This is a genomic window from Iamia sp. SCSIO 61187 (assembly GCF_019443745.1).
In the GTDB taxonomy this organism is placed as follows: domain Bacteria; phylum Actinomycetota; class Acidimicrobiia; order Acidimicrobiales; family Iamiaceae; genus Iamia.
Window position 1 is genome coordinate 4,399,373 of record NZ_CP050948.1, and the last position, 16,894, is coordinate 4,416,266.

12 protein-coding genes and 1 pseudogene are annotated in these 16,894 nt (G+C 75.3%); 9 read left to right on the forward strand and 4 right to left on the reverse strand.

From position 1 onward, the window contains the following. The 6 genes from HC251_RS21165 (at position 1) to HC251_RS21190 (ending at position 6,587) form a co-directional block, all read left to right on the forward strand. Positions 1-510, forward strand: coding sequence for a (2Fe-2S)-binding protein (locus HC251_RS21165; protein WP_219942580.1), 510 nt, complete (start codon positions 1-3; stop codon positions 508-510). After that, positions 507-2,903: an aerobic carbon-monoxide dehydrogenase large subunit gene (locus tag HC251_RS21170; RefSeq protein ID WP_219942581.1), complete on the forward strand. Its 2,397-nt coding sequence runs from the start codon at positions 507-509 to the stop codon at positions 2,901-2,903. Before HC251_RS21165 ends, HC251_RS21170 begins: the two co-directional genes overlap by 4 nt. Before the next feature lie 5 nt (positions 2,904-2,908). Beyond that, positions 2,909-3,802, forward strand: a complete 894-nt coding sequence (locus tag HC251_RS21175; RefSeq protein WP_219942582.1) for an XdhC family protein — start codon at positions 2,909-2,911, stop codon at positions 3,800-3,802. Further along, positions 3,799-4,395 carry an NTP transferase domain-containing protein gene (locus tag HC251_RS21180; RefSeq protein WP_219942583.1) on the forward strand — a complete coding sequence of 199 codons (597 nt, stop codon included), beginning with the start codon at positions 3,799-3,801 and terminating at the stop codon, positions 4,393-4,395. The genes HC251_RS21175 and HC251_RS21180 overlap by 4 nt, the downstream gene beginning before the upstream one ends. Next, positions 4,392-5,267, forward strand: a complete 876-nt coding sequence (locus HC251_RS21185) for a MoxR family ATPase (RefSeq protein ID WP_219942584.1) — start codon at positions 4,392-4,394, stop codon at positions 5,265-5,267. The genes HC251_RS21180 and HC251_RS21185 overlap by 4 nt, the downstream gene beginning before the upstream one ends. 96 nt (positions 5,268-5,363) lie before the next feature. Beyond that, positions 5,364-6,587, forward strand: coding sequence for a VWA domain-containing protein (locus HC251_RS21190; RefSeq protein WP_219942585.1), 1,224 nt, complete (start codon positions 5,364-5,366; stop codon positions 6,585-6,587). Between the two features lie 16 nt (positions 6,588-6,603). Here HC251_RS21190 and HC251_RS21195 read toward each other — a convergent pair whose 3' ends face one another. Further along, on the reverse strand, positions 6,604-7,560 hold the full coding sequence (locus tag HC251_RS21195; protein ID WP_219942586.1) for a LysR family transcriptional regulator: 957 nt from the start codon (positions 7,558-7,560) through the stop codon (positions 6,604-6,606). A gap of 67 nt (positions 7,561-7,627) precedes the next feature. On the opposite strand from HC251_RS21195, the gene HC251_RS21200 reads away from it, so the two are divergent. The 3 genes and pseudogenes from HC251_RS21200 to HC251_RS21210 all read left to right on the forward strand — a co-directional run bounded on the left by HC251_RS21200 (position 7,628) and on the right by HC251_RS21210 (position 14,231). Then, a complete protein-coding gene (locus tag HC251_RS21200) occupies positions 7,628-10,273 on the forward strand; it encodes a hypothetical protein (RefSeq protein WP_219942587.1) in 2,646 nt (881 codons plus the stop codon). Between the two features lie 70 nt (positions 10,274-10,343). Continuing rightward, positions 10,344-12,173, forward strand: a pseudogene (locus HC251_RS21205) (carboxyl transferase domain-containing protein); the annotation flags it as partial. A 228-nt stretch (positions 12,174-12,401) separates the two neighbouring features. Continuing rightward, positions 12,402-14,231: a hypothetical protein gene (locus HC251_RS21210; protein WP_219942588.1), complete on the forward strand. Its 1,830-nt coding sequence runs from the start codon at positions 12,402-12,404 to the stop codon at positions 14,229-14,231. Positions 14,232-14,269: 38 nt separating this feature from the next. Here HC251_RS21210 and HC251_RS21215 read toward each other — a convergent pair whose 3' ends face one another. From HC251_RS21215 to HC251_RS21225, 3 genes are read right to left on the reverse strand one after another with little or no spacing between them, the layout of a single operon-like run. After that, the gene (locus HC251_RS21215) at positions 14,270-14,743 is read right to left on the reverse strand and encodes a nitroreductase/quinone reductase family protein (RefSeq protein WP_219942589.1); all 474 of its coding nucleotides are present in this window, start codon (positions 14,741-14,743) and stop codon (positions 14,270-14,272) included. A gap of 10 nt (positions 14,744-14,753) precedes the next feature. Further along, on the reverse strand, positions 14,754-15,677 hold the full coding sequence (locus HC251_RS21220; RefSeq protein WP_219942590.1) for an SRPBCC family protein: 924 nt from the start codon (positions 15,675-15,677) through the stop codon (positions 14,754-14,756). 6 nt (positions 15,678-15,683) lie between these two features. Then, entirely contained in the window at positions 15,684-16,856 is a 1,173-nt protein-coding gene (locus tag HC251_RS21225; RefSeq protein WP_255566514.1) for an XdhC/CoxI family protein, read from the reverse strand. Positions 16,857-16,894 lie beyond the last annotated feature (38 nt).

The following is a 16,894-nucleotide window of genomic DNA, read 5'->3' on the forward strand; positions in this document are numbered from 1 at the left end:
ATGCAGGTGACGATGACGGTGAACGGCACGGAGGTGACGCGCGAGATCGAGGGCCGCATGCTGCTGGTCCACTTCCTGCGCGACACCCTCGCCCTGACGGGCACGCACTGGGGGTGCGACACCAGCAACTGCGGCACCTGCGTGGTGTGGATGGACGGCGAGCCGGTGAAGTCCTGCACCGTGCTGGCCGCCATGGCCGGCGGGCACGAGGTGCGGACCGTCGAGGGCCTCGAGGTCGACGACGTCCTCGACCCCGTCCAGGAGGGCTTCATGCAGTGCCACGGCCTCCAGTGCGGCTTCTGCACGCCGGGGATGCTGATGACAGCTCGGGCCCTGCTCGATCGCGACCCGGACCCGAGCGAGGACACGATCCGCGAGGCCATCTCCGGCCAGATCTGCCGCTGCACGGGCTACACGACGATCGTGCGCTCCATCCGCTGGGCGGCGATGCACGAGGCCGCCGCCGCCCGGGGCCAGTCCGAGGTCGAGACGACGGTGGCGAGCCGATGACCACCATCGAGGAGAGGCTCCAGCCGGAGTCGTTCGACGACAACGACCAGAAGCCGGTCGGCTACGGCCGCATGCTCCGCAAGGAGGACCCCCGCTTCATCCGCGGTCGGGGCCGGTACTGCGACGACATCCAGCTCACCGGGATGCTGCACCTCGCCATCCTCCGGTCACCGGTGGCCCACGCCCGCATCGTCAGCATCGACACCAGCGCGGCGCAGGCGCACCCCAAGGTCCTGGCCGTCGTCACCGGTGCCGACCTGGCCGAGAAGGGCCTGGCCTGGATGCCCACCCTGTCCAACGACGTCCAGGCCGTGCTGGCCACCGACAAGGTCCGGTTCCAGGGCCAGGAGGTCGCCTTCGTGGTGGCCGAGGACCGCTACGCCGCTCGCGACGGCGTCGAGCTGATCGACGTCGAGTACGACATCCTCGACCCGGTCATCGACGTGCGGAGGGCGCTCGAGCCCGATGCCCCGCTCATCCGCGACGACCTCGAGGGCAAGACCGACAACCACTGCTTCGACTGGGAGACCGGCGACGAGGAGGCCACCGCCCGGGTGTTCGAGACGGCCGACGTCGTCGTCACCGAGGACATCGTCTACCCCCGCGTCCACCCGGCGCCCATGGAGACCTGCGGCTGCGTGGCCGACTACGACAAGGTCGACGGCCAGCTCACGCTGTGGTCCACCACCCAGGCGCCCCACGCCCACCGCACCGTCTACGCCCTGGTGTCGGGCCTGCCCGAGCACAAGATCCGCATCATCGCCCCCGACATCGGGGGCGGCTTCGGCAACAAGGTGCCGATCTACCCCGGTTACGTGTGCTCGATCGTGGCCTCGCTGGTGACGGGCAAGCCGGTCAAGTGGATGGAGGACCGCACCGAGAACCTCATCAGCACCGGCTTCGCCCGGGACTACGTGATGCGGGGCGAGATCGCCGCCACCAAGGACGGCAAGATCCTCGGCATCCGCACCCACGTGCTGGCCGACCACGGCGCCTTCAACGGGACGGCCGCGCCGATCAAGTACCCGGCCGGGTTCTTCGGCGTCTTCACCGGCAGCTACGACATCGAGGCCGCCCACTGCAAGATGACCGCGGTCTACACGAACAAGGCGCCCGGCGGCGTCGCCTACGCCTGCTCGTTCCGCATCACCGAGGCCGTGTACCTCGTCGAGCGGCTGGTCGACTGCCTGGCCTACGACCTCGAGGTCGACCCCGCCGAGCTGCGGCTGCAGAACCTGCTCCGGCCCGAGCAGTTCCCGTACACGAGCAAGACGGGGTGGGTCTACGACTCGGGCGACTACGAGCCCGCCCTGCGCAAGTCGATGGCGATGATCGGCTACGACGACCTCCGCCGTGAGCAGGCCGAGAAGCGGGAGCGGGGCGAGCTCATGGGCATCGGCGTCGCCTTCTTCACCGAGGCGGTCGGTGCCGGGCCCCGCAAGGACATGGACATCCTCGGCCTGGGCATGGCCGACGGCTGCGAGCTGCGGATCCACCCGACCGGCAAGGCGGTCGTCCGTCTCTCGTGCATGAGTCAGGGCCAGGGTCACGAGACGACCTACGCCCAGATCGTGGCCGAGGAGATCGGCATCCCGCCCAGCGACATCCAGGTCGTCAACGGCGACACCGACCAGACGCCGTTCGGGCTCGGCACCTACGGCAGCCGCTCGACCCCGGTGTCGGGTGCCGCCGCCGCCCTGGTGTCCCGCAAGGTGCGCGACAAGGCCCAGATCATCGCCTCGGGGATGCTCGAGGTGTCCGTGGCCGACCTCGAGTGGGACAAGGGCTCGTTCCACGTGAAGGGCGACCCGTCGGCGTCGGTGACGATCCAGGACATCGCCATGCGGGCCCACGGCGCCGGCGACCTGCCCGAGGGCATCGAGGGCGGGCTCGAGGCCCAGATCTGCTACAACCCGTCGAACCTCACCTACCCGTTCGGGGCGTACATCTGCGTGGTCGACATCGACCCCGGCACGGCCCAGGTGAAGGTCCGGCGCTTCGTGGCCGTCGACGACTGCGGGACCCGGATCAACGAGATGATCATCGAGGGCCAGGTGCACGGCGGGCTCACCGACGGTGTCGGCATGGCCCTGATGGAGATCATCGCCTTCGACGACGACGGCAACTGCCTCAGCGGCTCGCTCATGGACTACTTGATCCCGACGGCGCTGGAGACGCCCACGTGGGAGACCGGCAGCACGGTCACCCCGTCGCCCCACCATCCGATCGGGGCCAAGGGCGTCGGCGAGTCGGCAACCGTCGGGTCGCCGCCGGCCATCGTCAACGCCGTGGTCGATGCGCTCAAGCCCTACGGCATCCGCCACGCGGACATGCCGCTGACCCCCTCGCGGGTGTGGGACGCCATGCAGGGCCACCCCACTCCGCCCATCTGAGGCCGATGGAGCCCACGTCCTCGTCCCGGGTTGCCGCCCTCGTCGCCGGGCGGGTGCCGTTCGTGCAGGCCACCGTCGTGCGGGCCCAGTGCCCCACCTCGGCCCGACCCGGCGACAGCGCCGTCGTGCTGGGCGACGGCGCCATCGAGGGCTTCGTCGGCGGTCAGTGCGCCGAGGGCTCGGTGCGCGCCGCCGCCCTCTCGGTGCTCGCGACCGGGGAGGCGCTGCTCCTCCGCATCCTCCCCGAGGGCGAGGCCCCACCGCCCGAGGCGCGAGGGGCGGCGACCGTCGTGAACCCGTGCCTGTCCGGCGGCGCCCTGGAGGTCTTCCTCGAGCCGCGGCTCCCCGCCCCGCTGCTCGGCCTGGTCGGCGGGAGCCCGATCGCCGAGGCCGTGGCCCGGCTGGGCGAGCCACTCGGGTTCGCGGTGGCGCGCGCCCAGCCCGGGGACACCGTGCCCGCCGGCGCCATCGCCGTCGTCGTGGCGACCCACGGCCGCGACGAGGAGGGGACCATCCGCCGAGCGCTCGGCGCCGGCATCGGCTTCGTCGGGCTGGTGGCCAGCGCGAGCCGGGGGGCGGCGGTCCTCGACGCCATGGAGCTCGACCCCGCCGAGCGGGCCCGGGTGCGCACCCCCGTGGGCCTCGACATCGGCGCCCGCACGGCCGAGGAGATCGCCCTGTCGATCATGGCCGAGGTCGTCCGGGCCATCCGGGTCGACGGCCTGACCCCACCCGATCTCTCCTCCGACGCCCCGCCCGTCGAGGTGCGCGACCCGGTGTGCGGGATGACCGTGGTGGTCGGTCCCGACACCCCCCACGCGGTCGTCGAGGGCGCCGAGCACTGGTACTGCGGGACCGGCTGCCGCGACCACCACGTGGCCACGGTCCCGGTCTCGTGACCCGGTTCGTCACGGGGCTGGTGCTGGCCGGCGGCACGTCGTCGCGCCTCGGGCGACCCAAGCAGCTGCTGCCCTACCGGGGCGCGACGCTGCTCGATGCCACCTTGGACCGGGCCCGGGCGTGCCGGTTCGACCAGCTGATCGTCGCCCTCGGCGCGGCGGCCGACGAGGTGCGGTCGACCGTCGATCTCTCGGGCGTCGACGTCGTCGAGAGCGATGCACCGGCCGACGGGTGCTCGCGATCGATCGCCGCCGCTCTCGGCGCCGTCGACCCGCGGTCCGCCGGCCTGGTGCTCCTGCTCGGCGACCAGCCGGGCGTCCGGCCCGAGACGGTGGCCGTCCTCGTGGCGGCGGCGGGGGACGCACCGATGGGCGTCGTCCGCTACCACGACGGCCGGGGCCATCCGCTCTGGCTGGGCGCCGACACGTTCGCCGACCTCGCTGGCCTCCACGGCGACAAGGGCGTCTGGCGGCTGCTCGAGTCGGGCGGCCACGAGGTGGTCGAGGTGCCGGGCGCGGGGCCGGTGCCGCTCGACGTCGACACCGAGGCCGACCACGAGGCCCTCCTCGCGGCCGATCGGGGACCGGTGTGACCCCGCCCTTCGCCGACCCCGACGACGTCGTGCGCCGCCTCGACGAGGTCGACTACCTGGCCGACGAGGGCACCGCCACCGCCCTGTTCCTCGCCACCGCCCTCGGTCGGCCCCTCCTCCTCGAGGGCGAGCCGGGCGTCGGCAAGACGGCTGCGGCCCAGGCCCTGTCCGGGGCCCTGGGGTCCCCGCTCATCCGGCTCCAGTGCTACGAGGGGCTGTCCGCCGGGGAGGCGCTCTACGAGTGGAACTACCAGCGCCAGGTGCTGGCCGTCCGCCTGGCCGAGGCGCGGCACGAGACACCGCACCAGGCCGACCTGTTCACCGAGGAGTTCCTCCACGAGCGGCCCATCCTGCGTTGCGTCCGCCATCGCGGCCCGAGGCCGCCGGTGCTCCTGGTCGACGAGATCGACCGGGCCGACGACGAGTTCGAGGCCCTGCTGCTGGAGTTCCTGGGGGAGGCGTCGGTGACCATCCCCGAGCTGGGCACCTTCCGGGCCGAGACGCCCCCTCTCGTGGTGCTCACGTCGAACCGCAGCCGCGAGCTGCACGACGCCCTGAAGCGGCGGTGCCTCTACCACTGGATCGACTACCCGTCGCCCGAGCGCGCCGCCGCCATCGTCCGCCGCTCGGTCCCGGGCGGGAGCGACCCGCTGATCAGCGACGCCACCACCCTCGTGGGCCGGCTGCGCCGGCTCGACCTCGACAAGGCGCCAGGGCTGGCCGAGGCCATCGACTGGGTGGCGGCCCTGACCGCCCTCGGCGTCACCGAGCTGACGGCGGCGGCCGCGCTCCGCACGCTGTCGACGGTGGCCAAGACGCCTGACGACCGCGACGCCGTGCAGGGCGTGCTCGCCGAGGTGGGGACGGCGTGATCCTCGCCCGCCACGAGGTGCTGCCCCTCGTCGAGACGGGCCTCACCGTCAGGGCGGCCGACCCGGTCACCGCGCCCCGCTCGCTCCTGCGCCGTCGTGACCGCCGGCACCGCTGACGCCGGGCCCGGCGGGCTGCGGGACGTCGACCGGGCCGCCTTCGCCGTCGCCCTCGCGCACCGGTTGCGCGGCGCCGGCTGCGCCGTTCCGCTGACGGCGGCGGAGACGCTGGCCGAGGCGCTCGCCGCCTGCCCTCCCGTGGACCGATCCCGTCTCTACTGGACCACGCGGGTGAGCCTGCTGCGCCGGGAGCAGGACAGGGAACGCTTCGACGCCGCCTTCGCGGCCGTGTTCGACGCCGTCCTCGGCGTCGACCCCCACGCCCGCCGTCGCCCGCCGAGCCCGGACGCGGCCCCGGTCGAGGGCGCGCCAGCACCGGTCCCCGGGCCCGATCCCGAGGGCGACGACGCCGACGAGACCTCGCTCCCGTGGGCGACGCTCCCCGCCACCATCACACCGGTCGTCGCGGCCGACGAGGGCACGGCCGTGCCCGAGCGTCGTCCCAGCGACCGTCCCGGCCCGCTCGACCTGCCCTTCGCCGACCTCGACCCCGACGACCTGGCCACCCTGGCCGCATCGCTGGGAGCGGCGCTCGGCGACTGGCCCCGACGGCGCAGCCGGCGCCACGCCCACCACCCCGCCGGCCACCGCGTCGCCCTGCGCGCCACCATCGCCCGGAGCCGGCGCACGGCGTGGGAACCCGTGGACCTGGTGCGCACCCGCGCCGTCACCCGGCCCCGCCGGATCGTCGTCCTGTGCGACGTCAGCCGGTCGATGCAGCCCCACGCCGCCGCCCTGTTCCACCTGATGCGCGTGATGGCGACCGGCGCCCACGCCGAGGTGTTCGCCTTCTCCACGACGCTCACCCGCCTGACGCCCGTCCTCGCCCACCGCTCGCCCGAGCGGGCCGTCGACCTGGCCAGCTCCCTCGTCGACGACCGCTTCGGGGGAACCCGCATCGCCACCAACGTCCACGCCCTCCTGCGCGGCCGCCACGGCGACGCCACCCGCGGCGCGATCGTCGTCGTCGCCTCCGACGGCTGGGACGCCGACGCCCCCGAGGCGCTGGCCGCCGAGATGGCCCGGCTGCGACGACGGGCCCACCGTGTCGTGTGGCTCAACCCGCGGCTCGCCGCCCCCGGGTTCGCCCCGGAGGTCGGCGCCCTGGCCGCCGCCCTGCCCCACGTCGACGCCCACCTCCCGGCCCACAGCCTCCGAGCTCTCGCCGCCGCCCTGGCGGCGGTGGGCGACGCCGCCCACTGATCCAGCCCTCCGTCCCTCAGCTCCAGAGGGTCACGTGGACCGAGGGCCGGAAGCGGCGGACGCCGGCCCCCGACCCGTGCAGCATCGCCTGGGTCGCCCGGGGCGAGGTGATGAAGCGCACCAGCTCGGAGGCCGCCGCGGCGCGGCTGTGGATCGGGAGGGTGAGCGCGGTCCACGTGCCGTCGGACTGGCCGCCGCGCACATCGACCCGGACCAGGCGCCCCTCGGCCAGGTCGTCGGCCACGACGAACGCCACCGCCGGGGCCACCCCGTGGCCGCGGGTCGCCTCCTCCAGCGCGGCGGCGTGGCTCTGGAAGATGCGCTGGTTGGCCTCGGGCACCCGGAACGATCCGAGCAGGCGGCGCATGGCCCCCTGGTTCTCGGCGGCCGTGGGCCCCAGGAGCCATGTCTGCTCGCGGAGCGCCTCGGGACGGGCCCGGGCGCCGGCCAGGGGGTGGCCGGCGCCGGCCACGAGGACCACCTGGTACTTGAGGAACGGCGTGGCCGCCAGGTCCTCGACGACGGCGCGGGGTCGGGGACCGATGGCCACGTCGGCGGCGCGGGAGGCGAGCAGCCCGGCGAACTGGGCCACGGGCACGGCGCTCAGCTCGACCTCGAGGTCGGCCGCCCGCCCGGTGAAGAGCTCGATGAGGCCGGGGGCGGCGTACTCGGCGAACAGGCTCGTCACGGCCAGCCGCAGCATGCGCTGCCCCTGCCCGGCCTGGCTCACCTCCCGGACCGTGAGGTCGGCCAGGCCCAGCATCTCGGTCGCCCGGCTGGCGAGCCGCAACCCACCGGGGGTGAACGCCAGCCCCGACGAGGCCCGGACGAACAGCCGGTCGTCGAGCTCGCGCCGGAGCACGGCCACGTGCCCCGAGACGGCCGCCTCGGAGACCTCCAGCTCCGCCGCAGCCGCCTTGACCGACCCGAGGCGCACCACGGCCACGAAGGCGCGCAGCTGGGTGGGGGTCACGGCCGGCGAGGGTACGCCTGGTGCCGGGCCCCCGCCCGGTGGGCCAGCAGGGGCAAGATGTCCCGACGTGGCCGGTCCCCCCTCGCTCGACGCCCTGGTCCGGCGGTCCGCCGATCCGGCCCGGGTGGCCGGCGTGCTGGACCGCCTCGACGACGCAGCCGGGGACCGGGTCGCCGCCGACGAGGACCTGGCCCGGGCCGTCGTCGCCGTCGCCGCCGCCAGCGCGTGGATGGGTCGGCTGCTGGTGGCCGACGCCGGTGCGGTCGACGTGCTCGCCGACCTCGACGCGCCGGTCGCCGACGGCGACGTCGACGACGCCCGCACCGTCGCCCGGTGGTGGCGTCGCGAACAGGTCCGCATCGCCGCCCGTGACCTCGTCGGGCGCGACCCCCTCGAGACGACCATGGCCCTCCTGGCCCGGGGCGCGGCGGCGGTGCTGGGCCACGCCCTCCGGGTCGCCGGCGCCGACCACCTCGCCGTGGTCGGCCTGGGGAAGGCCGGCGGCAACGAGCTCAACTACGCCTCCGACGTCGACGTCGTCCTCGTCGGCCCCACGGGCGACGCCGCCGACCGCGGCGCCGCCCAGCGGGCGCTCACCGTGGCCCGCACCGCCCTGCGCGTCGACCTCGACCTGCGCCCGGGCGGGCGCGACGGCGCCCTGGTCCGCACCGTCGAGGGCTACCGGGCCCACTGGGACCGGTGGGCCGAGCCGTGGGAGCGCCAGGCCCTGCTCAAGGCCCGACCCCTCGCCGGGGCCTCGGACCTGGGCGACGCCTTCGCCGCGGCCGCGGCCGACGTGGTGTGGGACCGACCCTTCGCGGCCGACGACCTCCACGCCGTCCGAGCCCTGAAGGCCCGCACCGAGCGCCACGCCCTCGCCCGCGACGGGGCGGGGGACGTCAAGCGCACCCCGGGGGGCATCCGCGACATCGAGTTCTCGGCCCAGCTCCTGCAGCTCGTCCACGGCCCGCTCGACCCCGCCCTGCGCGTGCGGGGGACGCTGCCGGCGCTCACCGCCCTGGCCGACGGGGGCTACGTCGACGAGGACGACGCCCGGTGGCTGCGGGCGTCGTACCGGTTCCTGCGCCGGGTGGAGCACGGCGTCCAGCTCGACCAGGGCCGCCAGGTCCACGCCCTGCCCGGGGAGCGGCCGGACCGCGAGCGGCTGGCGCGGGTCCTCGGCCTGGTCGACCGCCCCCGGGAGACCGCCGTCGACGCGCTCGACCGGGAGGTGACGGCCTGTCGCCAGACGGTCCGGAGCATCCACGAGCGCCTCTACTTCCGTCCCCTGCTGGAGTCGTTCACCCGCGTCGACGCCCCCCTCTCCCCCGACGCCGCTGCCACCCGCCTGGCCGCCTTCGGCTTCGGCGACGCGGCCCGCACGCGCCAGGCCGTCACCGAGCTGACCGCCGGCCTGACCCGCTCGTCGCGCCTCATGGCCGCCCTCCTCCCGCTGATCCTCGACTGGCTCTCCGCCGCTCCCGACCCCGACCAGGGACTGCTCGCCCTGCGCACGCTCGTGGCCGCCGACGCCCGGGCCGTCGCCACCGCCTGCCGGGAGTCGCCCGAGACCGCCCGGCGGCTGAGCCTCCTGGCCGGCACCAGCCCCATCCTGGTGCGGGGCCTGGTCCGGGCGCCCGACCTGCTGACCCGGCTCGGCGGACCGCTCGATGACGCGCGCGATGCCATCGTCCGCCGGGTGTGCGCCGCCGGGGCCCGGGGCGACGACGCCGCGACGGTGCGGACCGCGCTGCGCCGGGCGGTGCGGCGGGAGATGACGCGCATCGGCATGGACGAGGTCCTCGACGACCGGGCGCCGCCGGCGACCGGGTCGGACCTGGCCACCGTCGCCCACGCCGCCGTCGACGTCGCCGTCCAGGTCGCCGACCCCCAGGTCCCCTTCGTCGTCCTCGCCCTGGGCCGGCTGTCGGGGGGCGAGCTCGCCTACGCCTCCGACCTCGACCTCTTGATCGTCCACGACGCCGACGACGAGGCCGGCCGGGAGGAGGCCGCTCGCGCCGGGGAGGTCCTGCGCCGGGTGCTCGTCGGGACGGGACCGGCCGACCGCACCTACGACGTCGACCTCGACCTCCGCCCCGGCGGCCGCAGCGGCGTCCTCGTCCCCAGCCGCGACGCGGTGGTGGCCCACCTGGGCCGGTGGGTCGAGCCCTGGCAGCGCCTGGCCCTCACCCGGCTGCGCCCGCTCTCGGGCGACGCCGACCTCACCGCCCGCCTCCTCGCCGACGTCGACCCGCTGGTGTGGCGGCCGCCCGACGAGGCCGATCGCCGCGCCATCCGGCGGGTGAAGGCCCGGGTGGAGGCCGAGCGCGTCCCGCCCGGGGAGGACGCCCGGTTCCACCTCAAGCTGGGCCCCGGGGGGCTGTCCGACATCGAGCTGACGGTGGCCCTCCTGCTGTGGGAGCACGGCCTCCGGGAGGCGGCGACCGCCGCCGGGATCGCCGTGCTCGCCGCCGAGGGCCACCTCACCACCGGGGAGGCCGGGGTCCTCGCCGCCGCCCACGCCTTCTGCCAGCGGGCCCGCAACCGCTGGACCCTCGTCGCCGGCCAGGGCCACGACGCCCTGCCCGGCGGCGACGAGCTGACCGTCCTGGCCCGCTCGCTGGCCACCACCGGGCCCGAGCTCCGCGACGAGTACCTCCGCCTCACCCGGCGCTCCCGTCGCGTCGTCGAGCGCCGCTTCTACGGCCAGTAGCGAGGAGCTCGGTGGCAGATGTGGGACGAACACCCCACATCTGCCACCGAGTTCGCCAAGATGGGCCGCCGTGGCCGACACCGATGCGGATCTGACCGTCACCTCGCCTCTCCAGGGGCTCGTCGTGGAGGTGCGGGTGGCCGCCGGCGACCCGGTGCGGGCCGGGCAGGTCGTGGCCGTCGTCGAGTCGATGAAGATGCACCACGACGTGGCCGCCGAGGCGACCGGGACCGTGACCTCCGTCGGCGTCGCCGTCGAGGACCAGGTCGCGGCGGGCGCCGTCGTCGCCGTGATCCGCCCCGGCGCACCCGACGAGCACGCCGCCGCGACCACCGCCACGGTCGACCTCGACGCCCGCCGGGCCGACCTCGACGAGGTGGTCGCCCGCCACGCCATCGGCCTCGACGAAGCCCGGCCCGAGGCGGTGGCCAAGATCCACGGGCGGGGGCGCCGCACGGCCCGGGAGAACATCGCCGACCTGGTCGACGAGGGCTCCTTCGTCGAGTACTCGCCGCTGGCCATCGCCGCCCAGCGCCGCCGCCGCTCGCTCGACGACCTCATCGCCCGCACCCCGGCCGACGGGCTGGTCGGCGGGATCGCCACCGTGAACGGCGGCCGGGCGATCGTCGCGTCCTACGACTACATGGTCCTGGCCGGCACCCAGGGCCACCAGAACCACCGCAAGAAGGACCGGCTCTTCGACCTGGCCGAGCGCCAGCGCCTGCCCGTCGTGCTGTTCGCCGAGGGCGGCGGCGGTCGACCGGGTGACACCGACACCACCCAGGTGTCCGGGCTCGACTGCCTCGCCTTCAACCTGTTCGGTCGGCTCTCGGGCACGGTGCCGCTCGTGGGCATCGGGTCGGGGCGGTGCTTCGCCGGCAACGCCGCCCTCCTCGGCTGCTGCGACGTCGTGATCGCCACCCGCGAGGCGAACATCGGCATGGGCGGGCCGGCGATGATCGAGGGCGGGGGGCTCGGCGTCTACGCCCCGTCCGACATCGGGCCGACCGACGTGCAGAGCGCCAACGGCGTCATCGACGTCCTGGTCGACGACGATGCCGCCGCCGTGGCCGCGGCGGCGCGCTACCTGTCGTACTTCCGGCACGACGGGCCGGCGGGGGTGCCCGACGACTGGTCGGCCGCCGACCAGCGGCTCCTCCGCCACCTCGTCCCCGAGGACCGGCTCAAGGTCTACGACGTGCGGGCCGTCCTCGACGCCCTGGTCGACGAGGGGTCGCGCATGGAGCTGCGGTCCGGCTTCGCGCCCGGGATGATCACGTCCCTGGCCCGGATCGAGGGGCGTCCGCTGGGCCTGGTGGCCAACGACCCCCGCCACCTCGGCGGCGCCATCGACAGCGCTGCGGCCGACAAGGCGGCCCGGTTCCTGCAGCTGTGCGACGCCCACGGGCTGCCGGTGCTCTTCGCCTGCGACACGCCCGGGTTCATGGTCGGGCCCGACTCCGAGGAGGCCGCCGCCGTGCGGCACATGAGCCGGCTGTTCGTCACCGGCGCCAACCTCTCGGTCCCCTGCGCCACGGTGATCCTGCGCAAGGCCTACGGGCTCGGCGCCCAGGCGATGGCGGCGGGCTCGTTCAAGGCTCCCGAGTTCGTCATCGCCTGGCCGACCGGCGAGCTGGGCGGCATGGGCCTCGAGGGCGCGGTGCGGCTCGGGTTCCGCGACGAGCTGGCCGCTGCCCCCGACGACGAGGCCCGCCAGGCCCTGTTCGACCAGATGGTGGCGGCGGCCTACGAGCACGGCAAGGCGCTCAACGTCGCCGCCCAGCTGGAGATCGACGACGTCATCGACCCCATCGACACCCGCCGGTGGATCACCACCGCCCTCCTCGCCGCGCCCATCCCCGACGACCGCCCCCGCCGCCCGAACATCGACACCTGGTAGCCCGCGGAAGGTGCCGGCACGGAAGGTGCCTGGCACCTTCCGTGTCCGTCCCGATGGGTCTGACCCTGCGAGGCCTCCCGTTGCCGGAGAACGGGTCCGTCGTCGAGGGTTGGACGGGGCGCCGATGGGGAAGCCTCAGCGTTACCCCTGGTAACAGGGCGCCGGCCGTCACTGCTCCCGTCGCACCCGGCCGGCTCGATCCGACCCCCGATCGAGGAGCGACGACCGGTGCTGACCCTCACCCTGGCCCAGACCCCGAGCGCCGGCGGAGCGCCCGTCGGCGAGGTCGTCGGGGCGTCCGCCGTGGCCCTGGCCTCGATCGTCGCCGTGGTCGCCCTCGGGGTGGCCCACCGCCGGCGGGGCGTGCTCGACCCCTTCGTGCAGGTCGTCGAGGAGCGGACCGGTCGACCGGCCTGGTCGATCGTCCCCGTGCTGATCACCCTGGTGTCCCTGGCCGTCGCCGTGTGGGGCTACTACTGGGACGTCTCCTGGCACATCGACCGGGGCCGCGACGAGGGCGCCTTCGCCAACCCGGCGCACTGGTTCATCATCATCGGGCTGGACGGCATCGCCTTCGCCGCCCTGCTGGCCATGGTCCTGGGCGACGATCGCAGCCCCTCGGCGGTCCGCCTCACCGACCGGTGGAAGGTCCCCGTGGGCGGGATCATGCTCACCGCCTGCAGCCTGATCGCCCTGGCGGGGTTCCCGCTCGACGACATCTGGCACCGCCTCTTCGGCCAGGACGTGACGGCCTGGGGCCCGACCCACATCCAGCTGATCGGCGGGGCGTCGCTCGCCACCCTCGGGTGCTGGGCCCTGCTGATCGAGGGGGCCCGGGCCATGCCGGGCACCCCGCCGACCCGGTTCGCCGCCCTCCGGGAGCGGACGGCCGACATCACCCTCGCCGGCGCCTTCCTCGTCGGGCTGTCGACCCTGCAGGTCGAGTTCGACTTCGGCGTGCCGCAGTTCCGCGCGCTCTACCACCCGACCCTGCTGGCCCTGGCCGGCGGCCTCGGCCTCGTCGCCGCCCGCATCCGCCTCGGGCGCGGGGGCGCCCTCATGGCGGTGGGCGGGTTCCTGGCCCTCCGGGGTGCGCTCAGCCTGGGCGTCGAGCTCTCGGGCCGGTCGACGTTCCACTTCCCCCTCTACATCGGCTCCGCCCTCGCGGTGGAGGGCGTGTTCCTTTGGCTGCGGCGGCAGGGCCAGGTCACCGTCGGCGCCGCCGCCGGGCTGGCGGTGGGGACCGTGGGCATGGCCGCCGAGGCCCTGTGGTCGCAGGTGTGGATGCCGATCCCCTGGACCACCGCCCTCCTGCCCGACGCGCTGGTGGTCTGCGTCGTCGCCGGGACCGCCGGCGGCGCCCTGGGCGGGCTGGTGGGCCGGGCCCTCGCACCGGAGGCGGCCGAGCGCCAGCCGGTCCCGGCCTGGGCCGCCCCGGTGGCCTGGCTGGGCGCCGTCGGCGTCATCGCCTTCTGCCTGCCCATCGGCGCCCCCGAGGGCTGGTCCGGCGACATCGCCGTGGGCGAGCGCCGGATCGTCGACGGCGTCGAGGTCGCCGACGTCACCGTGACGCCGTCGCCCGGTGGGGCGGCCGCCGCCGCCCGCGACGGGGTCCTGTTCGAGGTCCTGTCGTGGCAGGGCGCGGCCGAGGGCGGCGACGGGGGGTCGTCCATGGTCGACCTCGTCCCGGTCGGCGATGGCGCGTACCGGACCGAGGCACCGGTGCCGGTCAGCGGGTCGGCGAAGACCATGGTCCGCCTCCAGACCAAGGGCGACATGGTCTCGGCACCCATCTTCATGCCCGCCGACGAGGCCCTGGGCCTCGACGCCCTCCCGGCCGAGGACGGCGAGGTCGCCTTCGTGGCCGACAAGCAGAACCTCCAGCGCGAGGCCCGCACCGATCGGGTCGCCCTCGAGCGCGCCGCCTACGTCGTCATCGCCCTGCTGGCCGGGGTGTGGATGGTCGCCCTGTCGTGGGGGCTGGCCCGCCTCGACCCGGCCAGCGGCTCCCGGCCCTCGCCCCGCCTCCGGCCCACGGGCTCCCCCGCACCGGCGTAGCGTCGGCGCCGTGGATGCCGTGGGCGCCACCAGCATCGTCAGGCTGGGGACGCCCGCACCAACCTGAACACCCCGATGTCACGGGAGGTGCGGGCCTCGTAGGTGCCCATCTGGGGGATCGTCGCCTTGATCGCCGGCCACAGGCGGGCCTTCTCCTCGGCGTCGAGCAGGGTCGCCGTCACCGGGTAGGCGTCGCCGCGGAGGAGCACCTCGGCGTGCGGGTCGGCCTCGAGGTTGTGGCGCCAGGCCGGGTGGTGCTCCTGGCCCATGGCGCTGGCCACGACGAGGAGGTCGTCGCCGTCGCGGTGGTAGGCCAGCTGGACGGTGCGGGGCTGGCCGCTCCTCCGCCCGGTGGTGGTGAGGGCCAGCATCGGCAGGGTGGGCTTGCCGGTGATCGTGAACCGGCCTCCCGTGGCGCGGAACAGCCTGGGGTCGACCTTGGCCGCCACGTGCCGCACGGTCCACGACCCGGCCCTCGTCGCCGAGAACCGGTTGACCAGCCGTGCGTACACGGCGTCGACGCTACTTCCGGTGGCGGCGGCGCCAGTAGAGGGCGAAGAAGATCGCCATCACGGCGGCGACGGGGAACGCCACCTTCTTGGCGACCGGGACCCCGGCGGTCTCGAGGAGGTCGATGGGCTCGGCCTCGGGGCCCTCGACCCTCCGCGCTCCGGCCGTGCCGGGGGCCGCCGTACCGGCGTCGCCGCCATCGCCCGCCGTGGCGCTCGTCGTCCCGCCGCCGACCGCGGCCGACCCGGCGGGGACCCCACCGGCCGGCGGGACGGGCGCCGTCTCGACCGGGCTCCCGGGACCGGCCGACGCGGCCGTCGCCGCCTCGGTGACGTCGACGACGGGCGCCTCGCCCACGCCTCCGGGTGGTGTGGCGGCGTCGGTCTCGCCGTCGCCCGTCGCCGCACCGGCGCCGCGGGACCCGTCCCCGGCGTCGCCGGGCTCGTCCTGCGCGTCGTCGGGGCCGCCCCCGGCGTCGTCGGCGCTGCCCCCGGCCAGGACCCGCGACTCCAGGCAGTCGACGAACTGGCCCAGGAGCTTGGTCGAGATGTCGGCCATGGCGCTGCGCCCGAACTGGGCGACCTTCCCCGTGATGCTCAGGTCGCTGGTGATGGTCACCTCGGTGCCGCCGTCGGCGGTCGCGGTGGCCGAGGCGGTGATGGTGGCGTTGGCGTTGCCCTTCCCGCCGGTGTCCTTGCCGCTGGCCTTGAGGACGGCCCGGTGCCCGTCGTCGTCGCGCTCGACCATGGTGGCCGTGCCCTTGAAGCGGGCGTTGATGGGGCCGACCTTGAGCTTCACCTCGCCCCGGTACTCCTCGCCCTCGACCTCCGTCAGCTGGGCGCCGGGCATGCACGGCGCGATGCGCTCGATGTCGCACAGGATCGGCCACATCTCGTCGATCGGCGTGGCGACGGTGAAGGTGTTGGTGAGCTCCATGGCTGTCTACCTCGGGTGTCCGTGGATCGGTCCGGTGGTGTCGCGCAGGTGGGGGGCGGGGCGACCGCTGCGCAGGGCGATGATCTCGGCGACGATGGCGACGCCGGTCTCCTCGGGGGTGCGGGCGCCGATGTCGAGCCCGATGGGCGAGTGGAGCCGGTCGAGGTCGGCCGGGTCGGTGACGCCCTCCTCGGCCAGGCGGACGAGGCGGCGGTCGTGGGTGCGACGGCTGCCCATGACCCCGATGTACCCCACCCCGGTGGCCAGCGCGGCCCGGATGGCGGGCACGTCGAACTTGGCGTCGTGGGTGAGGACGCAGACGGCGTCGCCCGGACCGAGGGTCGGACCCACCCGCTCGAGCAGGCGGTGCGGCCAGTCGACCACCACCTCGTGGGCCTCGGGGAAGCGCTCGGCGGTGGCGAACACCTCGCGGGCGTCGCAGACCGTGACCCGGTAGCCGAGGGTGCGGGCGACGCGGGTGAGGGCGGCGGTGAAGTCGACGGCCCCGAACACCAGCATCTGCGGGGGCGGGGCGAACGACTCGACGAAGACGGTGACGGCGGCCTCGTCCGCCTCGCCGTGGCTCCCGTAGTGGCGCAGTCCCGAACGGGCCACGCCCAGCTCGCCCCGGGCGTCGCGCACGACGGCGTGGTCGCGCCCCTCGTCGCCCACGCTGCCGACGGCGTCCTCGTCGGGGGCGACGAGCAGGCTGCGCCCGAGCCCGGGCCCGTCGACGATGGTGGCCACGGCGACGGGCCGCCGCTCGCGGATGTCGGTGCCGAGCCGGTCCCACACCTCGCCCAGCCCGCCGGCCCGGTCGAGGGGCTCGAGGAACAGCCGGACCGTCCCCCCGCACGTGAGGCCGACGGCGAAGGCGTCCTCGTCGGAGTACCCGAAGGTGACCATGCGGGGCGTGCCCGGCTCGTGGTCGGACCCCGCCCCCGGCGGGACCAGGCCCAGGTCCGGTCGCTCGACCCCGAGGAGGTCGAGGGCCTCGGCCACGACGGCGCCCTCGACGCAGCCCCCCGACACCGACCCGGCGACCTGGCCGTCGTCGCTCACGGCCATGGCCGCCCCGGCGTCGCGGGGGCCGGAGCCCTCCAGGTCGACGACCCGCCCCAGGGCGACCCGCTTGCCGGCGGCCAGCCACCCGTCGACCGTGTCGAGGATCTCCCTCATCCCCCGACCCCCCGCGTCCTTGCGTCACTGGCAGGAGA